Origin of the sequence: Pseudomonas sp. UYIF39, from assembly GCF_029963765.1 — a bacterium.
Taxonomy (GTDB): Bacteria; Pseudomonadota; Gammaproteobacteria; order Pseudomonadales; family Pseudomonadaceae; genus Aquipseudomonas.
This window is the reverse complement of record NZ_JALBYU010000003.1, coordinates 246,361-263,038: the sequence shown is the minus strand read 5'-3', so window position 1 is coordinate 263,038 and position 16,678 is coordinate 246,361. Positions and strand designations below refer to the sequence as shown.

The window sequence follows — 16,678 nt, the reverse complement described above, 5'->3', positions numbered from 1 at the left end:
TTTCCGACATTCTGAAAAAACAATGTTGGAAGGCTATTCGAATCAAACGAAAATCGCAATAAACGAAACGAATAGGTTTCAGGCCTCCTTGGCCAGCAACCCCTGCACATACTCCACAAATGCCCGAGCCTTGGCGCTGGCCATCCTGCCGGTGGGAAACACCGCCCAAAGGTCCTGATTCGGCAACGTCCAATCCTTCATCACTTCCCTGACCGCGCCGCTGGCCAGTTCCGGTGCAAACATCCATTCGGATGCCATGGTTAGCCCTTGATGGGCGAGCACGGCTGCACGCAGACCTTCGGCGGCGTTGACGCGGATTCGCCCGCTGATGATGACTGACTGATCATCTGTCCCGTTGCGGAACTGCCAATTGGCACCGCCACCCAAGGTGTAGGCGATTGCAGGATGTTTGCTCAGATCGGCAGGGCAGGCAGGCTCGCCGTGTTTTTCGAAATAGGCGGGCGTGCCCAACACCACGCGCCGACACTCGGCGATCTTGCGGGCGGTGAGGCCGGAGTCGTTCAAGGCACCCATGCGCAGGGCGACGTCGACGCCTTCTTCCACCAGATTGACGTTGCGATCGTCCAGCATCAAATCGATGTTCAGGCCCGGGTTCTGATCGAGAAATGGCCCCAGGTGCGCAACGATGTGCAGCCGGCCAAAGGTCACGGCGGCGCAGATGCGCAGGTTGCCGGTCAGGCCGCTGGCGGCACCGCGAGCGGCATTGTCAGCCTCGTCCGCTTCTTCGATGGCACGCTTGGCGCGTTCGAAAAAGGCCAGGCCAGCTTCGGTGGGTGTCAGGCCTCGGGTCGAGCGCAACAGCAGCTTGACCGCGAGGCGCGCCTCCAAATGCGCGATGGCTTTCGAGACGGCGGGCTGGCCGATATTCAAGCGCCGGGCAGCGGCGGAAAACGAACCGGTTTCCACCACGTAGACGAAGGTTTCCATTGCACCGAGGCGGTCCATCTACAGTCCTTCTTCAATTCTGAATACTGTTGAGATCCCTTGTGGGAGCGAGCTTGCTCGCGATGATGGCGGCACATCCAATATCGATGTGGCTGACAGTTAGTCATCGCGAGCAAGCTCGCTCCCACAGGGGATTTGGGTTGTCGGTTAAAACGTGGCTTTACCTATCGAGGACCCACCGTCGACAAACAAGGTTTGCCCGGTGATAAACCCGCTCTGCTCGGACAACAAAAACGCAATCGCCGCGGCGATCTCCTGCGGTTGCCCCAACCGCCCCATCGGCACGCCGGCCAGATACCGCGCTTCACCTTCGCTGCCCGGCGGATTGTTGGCGCGAAACAGTTCGGTTTCGGTCGGTCCCGGGGCCACGGCGTTCACTGTTACGCCGGTTTGTGCCAGCTCCAACGCCCAGGATCGCGTGAAGCTGATCAACGCCGCTTTAGCTGCCGCGTAGGCGGTGCGCTGCGTAATACCCAGCACAGTCAGGCTGGAAATGTTCACTACCCGACCCCAGGCCTTGGCGCGCATGTTCGGTAGCAGTGCCTGAGTGGCCTGCAACGCCGAATGCAGGTTGACCCGCATCACGTCGTCGAACGTGTCGAGGTCGATTTCCCCCAGCACCTGCGGGCGCACCAGACCGACGTTATTCACCAGTCCGTCGAACTCATAGGTCCTGGCCAGATCCGCCAGCACTTCCTGAGTCAGTGCCCTGTCGCTCAGATCCAGCGGAAACAGAATGCCGGGAAAGCTCAGGTCGGGCGATCGAGCGATTCCGACCACCCGATGACCCGCGCGGTCCAGGTGCTCGGCGACCGCGCGGCCGATGCCTTTGCTGGCGCCGGTGATGAGAAAGGTACGTCGGGTCATTGCACACTCCTTGAAAGAACATGCCGCGGGTCAGGCGGCATTTGATCGGTTCAGCCGCGAATCGCATCCAGCATCGCGTCAGGCTCAAGACGGTGAGTGTAATCCGGGTTGACCTCGGCGTAGCGAACCAGGCTGAGCGAAATTATTCATACCTGGGAAGAATGCCGCCGCCCGCAATCACACTCTGTAAAACAACCGAGCGTCGCGTTGCGGATTTTTGTGCTTGAGTAAAGATAACTCTAGGGTTACTTTTGTTTGGGCCTGAGCAAGGAGGCAAGTGGTGCAGAGCAGGCTATTGATCAAGGAGTTGGAGGAGGCCGGCTGGATAATGGATCGGATTGCCGGCAGTCATCATCTCTTCAAACACCGATATAACCCGTACACGATACCCGTCCCCCATCCGAAAAAGGATTTGCCTATCGGGACGGTCAAAAGCATCAGGAGGCGCGCCGGGTTGTATTGCCCGGGAGCCAGTTACGCAGGAGATTCATAATGCAATATCCAATCTGTATCGAGTGGGGCGACGAGAACACCGCTATCGGTATCCAGATCCCCGATATTCCAGGTGCCGTAACGGCTGGGGATACGTTTGAAGACGCCTACAACGCGGCGGTCGAGATTGCCCACATCATGCTTCAGGAGATTGCGGCTGACGGGGAGTCAATTCCCATGCCTACCTCTGCTGTGTCCCACCGTGGCAATCCGGACTTTGCCGACATGGGCTGGGGAATGCTGGAGCTGGACATCGCGCCGTACATGGGCAAAACCGAGAAGGTCAATGTGACGCTGCCCGGCTATGTGATTCAGCGTATCGATCGTTATGTGCGTGAGCACAATGTCAAAAGCCGCTCTTCCTTTCTGGCAGATGCGGCGATGGAGAAGTTGGTTCGGCACTGAGTGATATCCAGTCCATCTCTTCGCGAGCGCCTGACCATGCCCGCGAAGCTATTGGTGGTCTATGCCGTGGCCAACGAACGCCTCTGCGAAACACTCAAGAACCGCAACAACGCCAACAGCGGAAACGCGCTACCCACAATCACGATCCACAACCAGCCGCCGTGTTCATACACTGCGCTGGCCACCGAAGAACCAAATGCGCCACCGATGAAGATGCTGGTCATGTACAGCGCATTCAGGCGGCTGCGGCTTTTGGCGTCGAGGGCGTAGACCGCGCGTTGGCCAAGGACCATGTTCATCTGCACGCAGAAGTCGAGCACCACGCCGGTGACGGCGAGGCCGATAACGCTGTAGACCGGATGGATGAACGCGGGCAGGAAGCTCAGGCTGGCGAACAGCAGGGCCAGCAGTGAAGCGATGCGGGTGTGGCCGGCATCGGCCAGTCGACCGGCAATGGGGGCGGCGATGGCGCCGATGGCCCCGACCAGAGCGAAGATCGCGATCTGAGTTTGCGACAGGCCATGATTGCGCGCCAGTTCCAGCGGCACGGCGGTCCAGAACAGGCTGAAAGTGGCGAACATGCACCCTTGGTAAAACGCGCGCTGACGCAACACCGGTTGTTGACGCAACAGGGTCCATAGAGAGCCCAGCAACTGACCATAAGAGGCGCTGTGGTCAGGCTGGCGCTTGGGAATCGTCAGCGCCAGCACGATGCTGATCGCCGCCATCAACACCGCCGCAATCACAAACATCGCGCGCCAGCCGAAGTGGTCAGCCACCACGCTGGACACCGGTCGCGCCAACAGAATCCCCAGCAGCAAACCGCCCATGATCCCGCCGACCACTCGCCCGCGAGACTCTTCCGGTGCCAAATGTGCAGCCAGCGGAATCAGGATTTGCACCGACACCGAACTGAAACCCACCAGCAATGAGATCAGCAAAAACACATTTGGCTGATCGGTGAACGCAGCGCCCAGCAGGCTGGCAATCGCCACCACGGTCGTGATGATCATCAAGCGGCGGTTTTCCAGCAAATCACCCAGCGGCACCAGGAAAAACAGCCCCAGTGCATAACCGATCTGGGTCAGCGAAACGATCAGGCTGGCCATGGTGCTGGTCAGGCCGATGTCCGGCGCGATCAGGCCGATGATCGGTTGGGCGTAGTAAATGTTGGCAACGATGGCGCCGCAGCAGAAGGCGAATAGCAGCACCATGCCTCGGGTCATTGTCGCGGTGCCCTGGGGCACTTGGGTCACTGGGTTCATAACGGGTCTCGCTGAGCAAAAGAGAATGCGTGCAGGCTAAAGGGCTATCGGAATGGGCAGAAGAGGGCTTGGAGTGATAGCAATCATTCCTTTGCGGAATGAGTGTCGGACGTGTGTGATGTCCGTCGATGAACCTTGCGTCAAAACAGTGAGATCCGATGATACATTCACTTACATCCTGTTCGATAGCGTGCTTATGTTCTCTCCTCACGTTTCATAACCGGAAGGCACTTCCATGAATGCGATGTTTCGTCACCTGATTCGCGGCGCTTCAGTGGTTACCTTGATCGGCTTGTTCACGGCAGGTCTTGCCCAGGCTGCCGACGCGCCGGGCATGCGCATCGGCGTTCGCGGCGAGATCACCGGGGTCAGCCCCGACATGCTGAAAGTACACGTCAACAGTGGTGAAAACGTAGTGATCAACCTGACCAAGGACACCAAAGTCCGCGCCGTTACGTTGGCCAATATCGAAGACATCAAACCCGGCAGCTACATCGGTTCGGCTGCCATTCCGCAGGAGGACGGAACCCTCAAGGCACTGGAAGTCCACGTCTTTGCGCCAGAACTGGCCGGCAGCGGCGACGGACATCGGCCGTTTGATTTGGCGAAGGGCAGTAGCATGACCAATGGCAGCGTGGGCGATCTCGTTGTCAGCAATGGGCGGGTTTTGACCGTCAATTACAAGGGCGGTCAGCAGAAGATTCTGGTGCCGGAGGATGTGCCGATCGTGAACCTGGTGCCGGGGGATCGCAGCTTGCTGAAGGTGGGCGTGAAGATCGTGACGTTTGTGACCCAAAGTGCTGACGGGACTCTGACTGCGCAATCGATTTCGGCCGGCAAGGATGGCGCGACTCCACCAATGTAACTGCTTGGCGCAAACCCTGTGGGAGCGAGCTTGCTCGCGATAGCGGAGTGTCAGGCAACAAATTTGTCGAATAAACCAATGCCATCGCGAGCAAGCTCGCTCCCACAGGGGATCTTCAGTGAACAAAAAAGGCGACCTTCTCAGGTCGCCTTTTTCGTGGGGCTCAGGAATTACTGACCGCTGTAGATCTGATCAAAGATCCCACCATCATTGAAGTGAGTCTTCTGCACAGTCCGCCAGTCACCAAAGGTCTTCTCCACCGACAGGAAATCCACTTTCGGGAAACGATCGGTGTACTTGGCCAGCACCGCCGGATCACGCGGACGCAGGTAGTTCGCCGCAGCAATCTCCTGACCTTCCGGCGACCACAGGTACTTCAAATATTCCTCGGCAGCAGCGCGAGTGCCTTTCTTCTCGACTGTTTTGTCGACCACCGACACTGGCGGCTCAGCTTCAGCGGAAACACTTGGGTAGATCACTTCAAACTGATCACGACCAAACTCACGGGCAATCATTTCCGCTTCGTTTTCGAAGGTCACCAGCACGTCACCAATCTGGTTGGTCATGAAGGTCGTAGTGGCTGCGCGGCCACCGGTGTCGAGCACCGGCGCTTGTTTGAATAGCTTGCCGACGAAGTCTTTGGCTTTGCTTTCGTCACCACCGTTTTTCAGCACATAACCCCAGGCCGAGAGGTAGGTGTAGCGGCCGTTACCCGACGTTTTCGGGTTTGGCACGATCACCTGCACGCCGTCCTTGAGCAGGTCGGGCCAGTCTTTCAGGGCTTTCGGGTTGCCTTTGCGGACGATGAACACGGTGGCCGAGGTGAACGGCGCGCTGTTGTTCGGCAGGCGGGTAACCCAGTTGTCCGGAACCAGTTTGCCGTTGTCCGCCAGGGCGTTGATGTCGGTGGCCATGTTCATGGTGATGACGTCAGCCGGCAGGCCATCGATTACCGAACGCGCCTGTTTGCTGGAGCCGCCGAAGGACATCTGCAGGGTGATGTTTTCGTTGTGCTCGGCTTGCCAGTGTTTCTGGAAGGCAGTGTTGTAGTCCTTGTAGAAATCGCGCATCACGTCGTAGGAAACGTTAAGCAGGGTCGGTGCGGCCTGGGCCACGCTGGACAGAGCCAGACCAGCGGCCAGAAGTGAGGCGCCAAAGAGTTTTTTCACTGCGCATTCCTTGTTCTAAACAGTTTTTATTGAAAAGTGAGGCTATTTGCCAGCGACTATAGCGGGGCGCGCATAGTCCTTTAAAGATTAAAAAACTCTGTGCTTATTCCAGTTTCTTGAACAACGCGTTGCCGCAGCGAGAGCAGAACGCCGCCCCATGTTCGTGGCTATTTTTCTGGCACACCGGGCAGTCTTGTTGCAGTTGCTCACCACGCATGGCGTTGGCCAGTTCGGCAGTAAAAATCCCCGTCGGCACAGCGATGATCGAGTAACCGGTGATCATCACCAGCGACGAAACCACCTGACCCAGCGGCGTCTTCGGCACGATGTCGCCGAAGCCCACGGTGGTCAGCGTGACGATAGCCCAATAGATGCCTTTGGGAATGCTGGTAAAGCCGTGCTCCGGGCCCTCGATCACGTACATCAGCGTGCCGAACACCGTCACCAGGGTGCAGACGCTGACCAGAAACACCACGATCTTCTGCTTGCTACCGTGCAATGCGGACATCAGGTAGTTGGCTTGTTTGAGGTACGGGCCGAGCTTGAGTACGCGGAAGATCCGCAGCATCCGAATGATCCGGATAATCAGCAGGTACTGTGCATCAGCGTAATACAGCGCAAGAATGCCGGGCACGATAGCCAGCAAATCCACCAGTCCATAGAAGCTGAAGGCATAGCGCAACGGCTTGGGCGAGCAGTACAGGCGCAGACCGTATTCGATGGCGAAGATGACGGTGAAGCCCCACTCGATGTACGCCAGCAGGTTGGCGTAGTTCTGGTGAACCGCGTCGATGCTGTCGAGCATCACGATCACAATACTGGCGAGGATGATCAACAGCAGGATGCCGTCGAAGCGCCGACCGGCCACTGTGTCGCTCTGGAAAATCATGACGTAAAGTTCTTCACGCCAGTTTTTGCTGCTGTCCATGGAAAACGCCTGAACCGAGAATCAGCGCAGCCTAGGTTGATTCTCATCCAGAGTGCAAGGCGTACGGGCGACAGTGGTCTTGCCGAGCATTTGAACAACCGTGCGGATCAGCCAGCAGGCGAGGATAAAAGGCGCAGTCAGCGTTGGCAGACCGATGGCGGCAAACACCGGCGTCAGCAACAGCGCTGATGCAATACCGACCAGCGGCAGCCAAGGCTTCTGGCGCTGCGAGCTGAAGGCGAGGGCGGTGAGTACGGCGTTATAGCCACCGAGGCCGATCAATGCGGTATAGAAGTCGTGATGCAGCATGCTCCAACCCATGCCCGCGACAGACGCCAACAACGCCCAGCAGAATGCGCGGCGATCAGCGATCAGCAAACCCACGGCAATCATCGCACCGGCCAGCGGATGACCGAGGAACATCACCTGGCCGAGGCCTTTCAGTGGTGCGGCGAGCATGTTCAGCGTATTGATTTCGATCAGGTGCGCATTTGTCGAGGGCGTGGCAAAGCACAGCAGCAACCAGCCCAGCCCCACGAAGGGCGCGGTATAGGCAGGCAGGTGTTGGCTGACCCGGACGCGCTTGAGCCATTGTTGAGTGACCATCGCACTCAGGCCGCCCGCGGCAATGATCAGCGGCGGCAACATCGCTGACCAAGGGAAGTAGAGGCTCAGCAGCAAACCGAGCAAGACACCGTTATAACTGAAGAGCCCGGCCTGTCGATCGGCCTTGGCGTAGCCGCGTCGTTGCGCGGTAAGCAGCCCCGCGACACCGCCCAGCAGTGCACCGCCGAGCAAGGCGGGCGCGGTGAAAAGAATCGCCAACAAACACAGCAGACCGCACAGCGGGTTGCGCTGGAGGAAGATCTGGCTGAATCCGTTGAGCAGGGCAGTCGCCCAATCGGGGCAGTGGGTGTTGAAGTGGTTGGCAGGCATGATGAAAGTCTGTGGTGCTTCAGGTGGATCGTGGCGCCCGCATCGCGAGCAAGCTCGCTCCCACACTGAATCTCTGTTCAGTCGATGGATTTGTGAGCACCACAATTCCACTGTGGGAGCGAGCTTGCTCGCGATGAGGCCGGTACAGGCGCTAAATCAATGTTTCGATACGCAGTGAATTAGTCGACCCCGGCTGCCCAAACGGCACGCCCGCTGTGATCAATAACGTGTCGCCACGCTTGGCCATGCCCTGCGCCTGGGCTATCTCCAGCGCCGTCGAGCACACCTCATCCACCTGCCGCAGCCGATCATTGACCACCGAGTGCACGCCCCACGCCACCGTCAACCGGCGAGCGGTTTGCAGGTTCGGCGTCAGGTTGAGGATCGGCACCGTTGGCCGTTCCCGCGCCGCACGCAAACTCGAGGTGCCGGACTCGCTGTAATTCACCAGCACCGCCACCGGCAGCACATTGCTGATGCGACGGATCGCGCAGCTGATCGCATCGGAAACAGTCGCCTCAGCCTTAGGCCGGCTCACATCCAGTTGCGCCTGATAGTCCGGACCATTTTCCACCTGACGAATGATCTTGCTCATCATCTGCACAGCTTCCAGCGGGTACTCACCGGACGCGGTTTCCGCCGACAGCATCACCGCATCCGCACCTTCGGCCACGGCGTTGGCAACATCAGTCACCTCGGCACGGGTCGGGGCAGGGGAGAAACGCATTGACTCGAGCATCTGCGTCGCCACCACCACCGGTTTGCCGAGCTGACGGCAGATGGTGATGATGTTTTTCTGAATCTGCGGCACGCTTTCGGCCGGCACTTCCACGCCCAGGTCACCGCGAGCGACCATGATCGCATCGCTCAATTCAGCGATCTCGCGCAGTTGCGTCACGGCCGAAGGCTTCTCGATCTTGGCCATCAAAAACGCTTTGTCGCCGATCAGTTCTCGCGCTTCGTGGATGTCTTCCGGACGCTGCACAAACGACAGCGCGACCCAGTCCACACCCAGCTCCAGACCGAAGCTCAGATCGCGACGGTCCTTGGCGGTCAGCGGGCTCAGTTCCAGCACTGCTTGCGGCACGTTCACGCCTTTGCGATCCGAGAGTTCGCCGCCATTGAGCACGGTGGTGTCGATCGCGTCGGAGTACTTGGTCACCACGCGAAGACGCAGCTTGCCGTCGTCCAGCAGCAGGTCCATGCCCGGTTCCAGCGCCGCGATGATTTCCGGGTGAGGCAGGTTGACCCGGCGTTCATCGCCCGGCGTCGGGTCCAGGTCCAGGCGCAGTGCCTGACCGCGATGCAGTTGCACCTTGCCCTCGGCGAACTTGCCGACCCGCAGTTTCGGGCCTTGCAGGTCCATCAGAATGCCCAGCGGATAATTCAACTGGCGTTCGACTTCACGAATCCACTGATAGCGCTGAGCGTGGTCGGCGTGATCGCCGTGGCTGAAGTTCAGGCGAAAGATGTTGACCCCGGCCTGCACCAGCTCACGGATGTCGTCGATCCCGTTGGTGGCAGGACCGAGGGTGGCGAGGATTTTGACCTTCTTGTCAGGCGTCATTTTTAGGGCTCTCGAGAATCAGGATGGCACGGAAGTCGTTAACGTTGGTGCGGGTCGGTTCAGTGACGATCAGCGCGTCCAGCGCCTCGAAATAGCCGTAGCCATTGTTGTTGTCCAACTCGTCGCTGGCGCTCAAGCCGAGGGCGGCGGCGCGGGCGTAGCTGTCCGGGGTCATGATTGCGCCGGCGTTGTCTTCGGAGCCATCGATGCCATCGGTGTCGCCGGCCAGCGCGTAGACGCCGGGCAGGCCTTTGAGGCTGTCGGTCAGGCTCAGCAGGAATTCGGCGTTGCGTCCGCCGCGACCATTGCCGCGTACGGTGACCGTGGTTTCACCGCCCGAGAGAATCACGCAGGGCGCTGCCAACGGCTGACCGTGCAGCACGACCTGACGGGCGATACCGGCGTGAACCTTGGCCACTTCGCGGGATTCGCCTTCCAGGTCGCCAAGGATCAGCGGACTGAAACCGGCCTGACGTGCTTTCACCGCAGCGGCTTCAAGCGACTGCTGCGGACGGGCGATCAGCTGGAAATGACTGCGCGCAAGGCTCGGATCGCCGGGTTTGACCGTCTCTGATTCAGGGCTCTGCAGCCAGTTGCGCACCGAGGCCGGGACTTCAATGGCGTATCGCTTGAGGATCGCCAACGCTTCGGCGGAGGTGCTTGGGTCGGCCACGGTGGGGCCAGAGGCGATGACCGTGGCGAGGTCGCCCGGTACATCGGAAATCGCATAGGTATAAACAGTGGCAGGCCAGCAGGCTTTGCCGAGGCGGCCGCCCTTGATCGCCGAGAGGTGCTTGCGCACGCAGTTCATCTCGCCGATGGTGGCGCCGGATTTGAGCAGGGCTTTGTTGATCGACTGCTTGTCGGCCAGGGTGATGCCGGCCGCGGGCAACGCCAGCAGGGCAGAGCCACCGCCCGAGAGCAGGAAGATCACACGGTCGTCTTCAGTCAGGTTGCTGACCAGTTCCAGCACGCGCTTGGCCACCGCCAGACCGGCAGCGTCAGGCACTGGGTGAGCGGCTTCGACCACTTCGATTTTTTCACACGGGGCGCCGTGACCGTAACGCGTCACCACCAGACCCGAGACGTCACCCTGCCAGCAACGTTCGACCACTTGAGCCATGGCAGCGGCGGCTTTACCGGCGCCGATGACGATCACCCGACCGCTGCGGTCTTTGGGCAAATGGGCTTCGAGGACTTGCTGCGGATGGGCCGCGTCGATGGCTGTGGCGAATAGCTCGCGCAGGAATTGTTGCGGATTGACCGACATGGCGGGCTCCCGGGAATTTCTTGTTATTTGAAAGGGCAACACATATCACTGTGGGAGTGAGCCTGCTCGCGATTCAGGCGACGCGGTGTGTCAGGTACACCGCGCTGATTCCATCGCGAGCAGGCTCACTCCTACAGGGTGGGGCGGGGCTTATTTATCGCGAATCGAGAATTTCGCCATGTGTTCCAGGCCCTTGATCAGCGCCGAGTGGTCCCAGTTGCTGCCGCCGATGGCCGCGCAGGTGCTGAACACTTGCTGGGTGTTGGCAGTGTTCGGCAGGTTGATGCCCAACTCGCGTGCGCCGGCCAGGGCCAGGTTCAGGTCCTTCTGGTGCAGGCTGATGCGGAAGCCCGGGTCGAAGGTGCCTTTGATCATGCGCTCGCCGTGCACTTCGAGGATCTTCGATGACGCGAAACCACCCATCAGTGCTTCGCGCACCTTGGCTGGATCAGCACCGTTTTTCGAAGCAAACAGCAGGGCTTCGGCCACGGCCTGGATGTTCAGTGCAACGATGATCTGGTTCGCCACTTTCGCGGTTTGACCGTCGCCGTTGCCGCCCACCAGGGTGATGTTCTTGCCCATCGCCTGGAACAGCGGCAGAACGCGTTCGAAGGCATCGGCATCGCCGCCGACCATGATGCTCAGGGTCGCGGCCTTGGCGCCGACTTCACCGCCGGACACTGGCGCGTCGAGGTACTGAGCGCCTTTTTCGTTGATTTTGGCAGCGAAGGCTTTGGTGGCGGTTGGCGAGATCGAGCTCATGTCGATCACGACTTTGCCTTTGCCAACACCGGCCGCAACACCGTCGGCGCGGAACAGCACGTCATCGACCTGCGGGGTATCCGGCACCATGACGATGATGAATTCGGCTTCTTGCGCGACTTCTTTCGGGTTCGCCAGGGCGACAGCGCCGCCGGCAATCAGGTCAGCAGGCGCAGGGTCGTGGTGCGCCGACAGGAACAGGCTGTGACCGGCTTTTTGCAGGTTCAACGCCATTGGGTGGCCCATGATGCCGGTGCCGATAAATCCGATTTTAGCCATGAGAAATTCCTCTTGTTTTTATTGCTGCCCCCTCATAGACGGGGAGCGCTTCAAATCGCGTTATGCGTTTTCAACCAGCCCAGACCTGCTTCAGTGGTGGTCAGCGGCTTGTATTCGCAGCCAACCCAACCCTGATAACCGATGCGGTCCAGGTGTTCGAACAGGAAGCGGTAGTTGATTTCACCGGTGCCCGGTTCGTTGCGCCCAGGGTTATCGGCCAACTGGATGTGGTTGATCTCGCCCAGGTGCGCAGCCATGGTGCGAGCCAGGTCACCCTCCATGATTTGCATGTGGTAGATGTCGTATTGCAGGAACAGATTGGCGCTGCCGACCTGTTCGCGAATCGACAGGGCTTGCGCGGTGTTGTTCAAGTAGAAACCCGGGATGTCGCGGGTGTTGATCGCTTCCATCACCAGTTTGATGCCCGCCGCTTGCAGCTTGTCGGCCGCGTACTTGAGGTTGTCGACGAAGGTTTTTTCCACGGAGGCATCGTCGATGCCTTGTGGACGAATACCGGCCAGGCAGTTCACCTGGGTGTTGCCCAACACTTTCGCGTAGGCAATCGCCAGGTCGACACCAGCGCGGAACTCTTCAACCCGGTCCGGCAGGCACGCGATACCGCGTTCGCCCTTGGCCCAGTCACCGGCCGGCAGGTTGAACAGCACCTGGGTCAAGCCATTTGCATCGAGCTTGGCTTTGATCTCGGCGGAGCTGAAGTCGTAAGGGAACAGGTATTCGACACCACTGAAGCCGGCCTTGGCGGCAGCTTCAAAACGGGCAAGAAAATCCTGCTCGGTGAACAGCATGGACAGGTTGGCTGCGAAACGCGGCATGGTGGTCTCCTGTAAAACTAGGTGCCTGTAGCAGCTGCCGAGGTACGAGGCTGCGTTGGGCTGCGAAGCAGCCCCCGAGCGGTCCTGCGGACACGCAACGCAGCCTCGTGCCTCGGCAGCTGCTACAGGTATCAGGTCAAATTAATCGAGCATCGAAATCGCGGTTGGCGCATCGTTGCCGACCAGCGCCAAGTCTTCGAATTCGTTGACGGCGTTGATCTCGGTGCCCATGGAAATGTTGGTCACGCGCTCCAGAATGATCTCGACGATCACCGGCACCTTGAACTCTTCGATCAGCTCCTGAGCCCTGCGCAGGGCAGGCTGGATCTGGCTCGGCTCGAACACACGCAGCGCCTTGCAGCCCAGGCCTTCGGCGACCGCGACGTGGTCGACACCGTAACCGTTGAGTTCCGGAGCATTGAGGTTGTCGAAGGACAGCTGCACGCAATAGTCCATGTCGAAACCGCGCTGAGACTGACGGATCAGCCCCAGGTACGAGTTGTTCACCACGACGTGGATGTACGGCAGCTTGAACTGCGCGCCCACCGCCAATTCTTCGATCATGAACTGGAAGTCATAGTCGCCCGACAGCGCCACAACTTTACGGGTCGGATCAGCCTTGACCACGCCCAGCGCTGCCGGAATGGTCCAGCCCAGAGGACCTGCCTGACCGCAGTTGATCCAGTGACGCGGTTTGTAGACGTGCAGGAACTGCGCGCCGGCAATCTGCGACAGACCGATAGTGCTGACGTAGCACGTGTCTTTGCCGAACACCTGGTTCATCTCTTCGTAAACCCGCTGCGGCTTGACCGGCACGTTGTCGAAGTGAGTCTTGCGCTGCAGGCTGGATTTGCGCTGCTGGCAGTCTTGCAACCAGGCACTGCGGTTTTTCAGCTTGCCGGCGGCTTGCCATTCGCGAGCGACTTCGATGAACACGGTCAGCGCGGCAGCGGCGTCGGAAACGATGCCCAGGTCCGGGGTGAACACGCGGCCGATCTGGGTCGGTTCGATGTCGACGTGAATGAACTTGCGGCCTTCGGTGTAAACGTCGATCGAACCGGTGTGACGGTTGGCCCAACGGTTACCGACACCCAACACCAGGTCGGATTTGAGCATCGTGGCGTTGCCGTAGCGGTGCGAGGTTTGCAGACCGACCATGCCGACCATCAATGGGTGATCGTCCGGAATGGTGCCCCAGCCCATCAGGGTCGGGATCACCGGGATACCGGTCAGCTCGGCAAACTCCACCAGCAATTCGCTGGCGTCGGCATTGATGATGCCGCCACCGGCCACCAGCAACGGACGTTCGGCCTGATCGAGCATGGCCAGGGCCTTCTCGATTTGCACGCGATTAGCGGTTGGTTTGGCCAGTGGCAGTGGTTCGTAGGCATCGATGTCGAATTCGATTTCAGCCATCTGCACGTCGAACGGCAGGTCGATCAGCACCGGGCCTGGACGGCCGGAGCGCATTTCGTAGAAGGCTTTCTGGAACGCGTAAGGCACCTGGCCCGGTTCCATGACGGTGGTTGCCCACTTGGTCACTGGTTTGACGATCGCGGTGATGTCGACAGCCTGGAAGTCTTCCTTATGCATACGGGCCCGGGGTGCCTGGCCGGTGATGCAAAGAATCGGGATCGAGTCGGCCGAGGCGCTGTAGAGCCCGGTGACCATGTCGGTACCGGCCGGGCCGGAAGTGCCGATGCACACGCCGATGTTGCCAGCCTTGGTGCGGGTGTAACCCTCGGCCATGTGCGAAGCGCCTTCAACGTGGCGAGCGAGGACGTGATCGATGCCACCGACCTTCTGCAAGGCGGAGTACAGCGGGTTGATCGCGGCGCCCGGGATGCCAAAAGCGGTATCAACCCCTTCACGGCGCATCACCAGAACGGCGGCTTCGATTGCTCTCATTTTGCTCATGGTTTTGGTGCCTCGTACGTTTTGTAATTGTATACAAGTGGCTTTGCGCAGAGTGTATTCACGGCGGACGGCGCAGGTCAATCCATTTTCTCAAGCGGCCGTTTCATTCGTCGGAAGCCCGTTCTGCTGTGGCTTTTCGTCGCATGTGGCGCTTTTCGAGAATTATTGTATACAAATAAATAATCTATTGTGTTCTATTTGTTGCATCGGACTGCTGAGCAAAACGCAGTCCAGCAGCTTTCCCTATAACAAAATGAGGACGGCACCATGAGCGCTTTAACCTTGAAAGTCGCAGTCAACCTGGCCAATCAGGCTATCTCCGCGGGGCGTGCAATCTCGGCAGCTCCATTGACCATCGCAGTACTGGATGCGGGTGGACACTTGGTCACCCTGCAGCGTGAAGACGGCGCCAGCCTGTTGCGCCCGCAGATCGCCATCGGCAAAGCCTGGGGCGCCATCGCCCTGGGCAAAGGCTCACGCCTGCTGGCGCTGGACGCACAACAACGACCGGCGTTTATCGCCGCTTTGAATAGTCTGGGGCAGGGGAGTGTTGTCCCGGCACCGGGCGGTGTATTGATTCGGGATCAGGAAGGGAACGTGCTGGGGGCGGTGGGTATCAGCGGTGATCTCTCGGATGTTGATGAGCAGTGTGCGATCAACGCAATCGAGGCGTTGGGGCTGCACGCGGATGCGGGGGTGACGGCTTGATTTGGGGTGACTGACTAATCGCTATCGCGAGCAGGCTCACTCCTACAAGTATCGGGGTTGGACACAAAATGTCTGAACACCACAAATCCCTTGTAGGAGTGAGCCTGCTCGCGATAGCTATCTGCCAGACACATCCAGCCAAAAGTTTGTCCCGTCTTTCTGAATCCACAGGACTAGCCTTCTCCTGACCTGATGGGAGGCAAGGAATGCCGGAATTACCTGCTGCACACCGATTGCGAGTCGGGCGCTATGCCGAAGCCAGTCGAATCTACTTGTTAACCACAAATACGCTGAACAGGACTCCGGTTTTCAAGGATTTTGCCTTGGGCAGGCTGGTCGTCGATCAATTTCGAAATGCTCAGAATCTAGGCTTGGCGAACTCACTGGCGTGGGTAGTCATGCCCGATCATTTTCATTGGTTGATTGAATTACAGCAGGGCTCTTTGAGCGAGTTGATGCAAAAGACCAAGTCGATGAGTACCAAAGCGGTGAAGCAGCGTACCGGTCGAAATGCCAGCCTCTGGCAGAGAGGATTCCATGATCGGGCACTTCGGCGGGAAGAGGATTTGGTGAAGGTGGCGCGGTATGTTGTGGCCAACCCATTGCGGGCTGGACTGGTTGAGAAGCTGGGCGATTATCCGTTGTGGGATGCGATTTGGGTTTGAGTAGGGACCGATTCGCCTCGATCGCGAGCAGGCTCACTCCTACAGGGGAATGCATTCCAAATGTAGGAGTGAGCCCGCTTACGATAGCCGCGGCGCTGTCTCACTGATCCGGCTCACACCCCTTGAGCACCAACCGGATAATCGTTTGCGCCGCCGCTTCATAATCAGCCTCATCGAGCTTGGCCTTTCCGGTCACCGCGGAAATCTGCCAGTCGAAGTCAGCATAGGTCTGGGTCGCGGCCCAGATGCTGAACATCAGGTGGTTGGGGTCGATCGGGGCAATCTGGCCGCGGTCGATCCAGGTCTGGATGCAGTCGATGTTGTGCTTGGCCTGGCCGTTGAGCCGTTCAACCAGATCGGCGCTCAGGTGCGGGGCGCCGTGCATGATTTCGCTGGCAAAAACCTTGGAGGCGAAGGGCAGGTCGCGGGAGATACGGATTTTCGAGCGAATGTACCCGCTCAGCACTTCGCTCGGCACGCCATCGGCGTTGAACGGTGTCGAGGCCTGCAGAATTGGTTCGATGATGCTTTCCAGGACCTCTCGGTAGAGGTTTTCCTTGGATTTGAAGTAGTAGTAGACGTTGGGCTTGGGCAATCCCGCCTTGGCTGCGATGTCACTGGTTTTGGTCGCAGCGAAGCCCTTGTCGGCAAATTCTTCACTGGCGGCACGCAGGATCAGTTGTTTGTTGCGCTCGCGGATAGTGCTCATAAACCAGGGGGTTCCTTGCCTGTTCTGGCGGTTGCGCATGGTAGCACCGGCCTCGCGCGGCGCTCAAGAATGCCC

The 16,678-nt window shown here is 59.2% G+C and carries 17 protein-coding genes; 5 read left to right on the top strand and 12 right to left on the bottom strand.

The annotated features are described in order from the left end of the window. Positions 1–78: 78 nt before the first annotated feature. Together MO767_RS06060 and MO767_RS06055 are read right to left on the bottom strand one after the other, a co-directional pair. Positions 79–966, bottom strand: coding sequence for a LysR family transcriptional regulator (locus MO767_RS06060; protein ID WP_282479793.1), 888 nt, complete (start codon positions 964–966; stop codon positions 79–81). A 147-nt stretch (positions 967–1,113) separates the two neighbouring features. Further along, a complete protein-coding gene (locus MO767_RS06055) occupies positions 1,114–1,833 on the bottom strand; it encodes an SDR family oxidoreductase (RefSeq protein WP_282479792.1) in 720 nt (239 codons plus the stop codon). Between the two features lie 280 nt (positions 1,834–2,113). Between MO767_RS06055 and MO767_RS06050 the strand changes: the two genes are divergently transcribed. Together MO767_RS06050 and MO767_RS06045 are read left to right on the top strand one after the other, a co-directional pair. Continuing rightward, positions 2,114–2,326: a type II toxin-antitoxin system HicA family toxin gene (locus MO767_RS06050; protein WP_282479791.1), complete on the top strand. Its 213-nt coding sequence runs from the start codon at positions 2,114–2,116 to the stop codon at positions 2,324–2,326. Then, positions 2,326–2,730 carry a type II toxin-antitoxin system HicB family antitoxin gene (locus tag MO767_RS06045; protein ID WP_282479790.1) on the top strand — a complete coding sequence of 135 codons (405 nt, stop codon included), beginning with the start codon at positions 2,326–2,328 and terminating at the stop codon, positions 2,728–2,730. Before MO767_RS06050 ends, MO767_RS06045 begins: the two co-directional genes overlap by 1 nt. Before the next feature lie 59 nt (positions 2,731–2,789). Here MO767_RS06045 and MO767_RS06040 read toward each other — a convergent pair whose 3' ends face one another. Then, complete coding sequence (locus tag MO767_RS06040; RefSeq protein WP_282479789.1) at positions 2,790–3,995, bottom strand: MFS transporter; 1,206 nt, start codon at positions 3,993–3,995, stop codon at positions 2,790–2,792. 235 nt (positions 3,996–4,230) lie between these two features. Here MO767_RS06040 and MO767_RS06035 point away from each other — a divergent pair, with 235 nt between their 5' ends. Continuing rightward, on the top strand, positions 4,231–4,860 hold the full coding sequence (locus tag MO767_RS06035; protein ID WP_282479788.1) for a hypothetical protein: 630 nt from the start codon (positions 4,231–4,233) through the stop codon (positions 4,858–4,860). Positions 4,861–5,030: 170 nt separating this feature from the next. Here the strand turns inward: MO767_RS06035 and MO767_RS06030 are convergent, their stop codons facing one another. The 8 genes from MO767_RS06030 to gcl all read right to left on the bottom strand — a co-directional run bounded on the left by MO767_RS06030 (position 5,031) and on the right by gcl (position 14,521). Beyond that, on the bottom strand, positions 5,031–6,029 hold the full coding sequence (locus MO767_RS06030) for a sulfate ABC transporter substrate-binding protein (protein ID WP_282479787.1): 999 nt from the start codon (positions 6,027–6,029) through the stop codon (positions 5,031–5,033). A gap of 103 nt (positions 6,030–6,132) precedes the next feature. Further along, positions 6,133–6,957: an ion transporter gene (locus MO767_RS06025; protein WP_282479786.1), complete on the bottom strand. Its 825-nt coding sequence runs from the start codon at positions 6,955–6,957 to the stop codon at positions 6,133–6,135. Between the two features lie 21 nt (positions 6,958–6,978). Then, a complete protein-coding gene (locus MO767_RS06020) occupies positions 6,979–7,893 on the bottom strand; it encodes an urea transporter (protein ID WP_282479785.1) in 915 nt (304 codons plus the stop codon). Between the two features lie 151 nt (positions 7,894–8,044). Then, positions 8,045–9,460 carry a pyruvate kinase gene (gene pyk, locus MO767_RS06015; protein ID WP_282479784.1) on the bottom strand — a complete coding sequence of 472 codons (1,416 nt, stop codon included), beginning with the start codon at positions 9,458–9,460 and terminating at the stop codon, positions 8,045–8,047. After that, positions 9,450–10,730 carry a glycerate kinase gene (locus tag MO767_RS06010; protein ID WP_282479783.1) on the bottom strand — a complete coding sequence of 427 codons (1,281 nt, stop codon included), beginning with the start codon at positions 10,728–10,730 and terminating at the stop codon, positions 9,450–9,452. The genes pyk and MO767_RS06010 overlap by 11 nt, the downstream gene beginning before the upstream one ends. A gap of 150 nt (positions 10,731–10,880) precedes the next feature. After that, positions 10,881–11,771 (bottom strand): 2-hydroxy-3-oxopropionate reductase, encoded by an 891-nt coding sequence (locus MO767_RS06005; protein ID WP_282479782.1) that lies wholly within the window; start codon positions 11,769–11,771, stop codon positions 10,881–10,883. A 50-nt stretch (positions 11,772–11,821) separates the two neighbouring features. Next, positions 11,822–12,604, bottom strand: coding sequence for a hydroxypyruvate isomerase (hyi, locus tag MO767_RS06000; protein WP_282479781.1), 783 nt, complete (start codon positions 12,602–12,604; stop codon positions 11,822–11,824). 141 nt (positions 12,605–12,745) lie between these two features. After that, complete coding sequence (gene gcl, locus MO767_RS05995) at positions 12,746–14,521, bottom strand: glyoxylate carboligase (protein ID WP_282479780.1); 1,776 nt, start codon at positions 14,519–14,521, stop codon at positions 12,746–12,748. Positions 14,522–14,788: 267 nt separating this feature from the next. Between gcl and MO767_RS05990 the strand changes: the two genes are divergently transcribed. Beyond that, positions 14,789–15,229: a heme-binding protein gene (locus MO767_RS05990; protein WP_282479779.1), complete on the top strand. Its 441-nt coding sequence runs from the start codon at positions 14,789–14,791 to the stop codon at positions 15,227–15,229. Between the two features lie 206 nt (positions 15,230–15,435). Continuing rightward, entirely contained in the window at positions 15,436–15,894 is a 459-nt protein-coding gene (locus MO767_RS05985; protein WP_282479778.1) for a transposase, read from the top strand. Between the two features lie 100 nt (positions 15,895–15,994). Here the strand turns inward: MO767_RS05985 and MO767_RS05980 are convergent, their stop codons facing one another. Continuing rightward, on the bottom strand, positions 15,995–16,603 hold the full coding sequence (locus tag MO767_RS05980) for a TetR/AcrR family transcriptional regulator (protein WP_282479777.1): 609 nt from the start codon (positions 16,601–16,603) through the stop codon (positions 15,995–15,997). Positions 16,604–16,678 lie beyond the last annotated feature (75 nt).